1 protein-coding gene is annotated in these 249 nt (G+C 39.4%); it reads left to right on the top strand.

The features are described from left to right. Positions 1 to 57: 57 nt before the first annotated feature. Positions 58 to 249, top strand: a 192-nt coding sequence (locus tag AC07UV_RS25760) for a hypothetical protein (RefSeq protein ID WP_495185866.1), incomplete at its 3' end; no start/stop codon positions are given.

Genomic DNA, 249 nt, shown 5'->3' with positions numbered 1-249 from the left:
CGTTTTTATCCTGATAAAAAAAGTGATGATAATTTCCTGAAAAATGGAAAATTATCAATGATAGACGTCCTCACCAAAAATCTGTTCGTTTATAGCTATGATAATGGTAAGAGCAGTTACAATGCCCCCACAGCTTTCAAATCACCAAAAGGCTCAACAAAGAAAGCTGCCTATGAAGTTCAGTGCAGGCAGGAGGGTACCTGTGTATGGAGCACATACTGCAATGGTGTAGGCTATATTTCGACGAGT

The organism is Sphingobacterium sp. GW821-FHT03E03 (assembly GCF_059420745.1).
The sequence above is the reverse complement of the archived record's forward strand: the minus strand, read 5'-3'. Positions and strand labels throughout refer to the sequence as shown.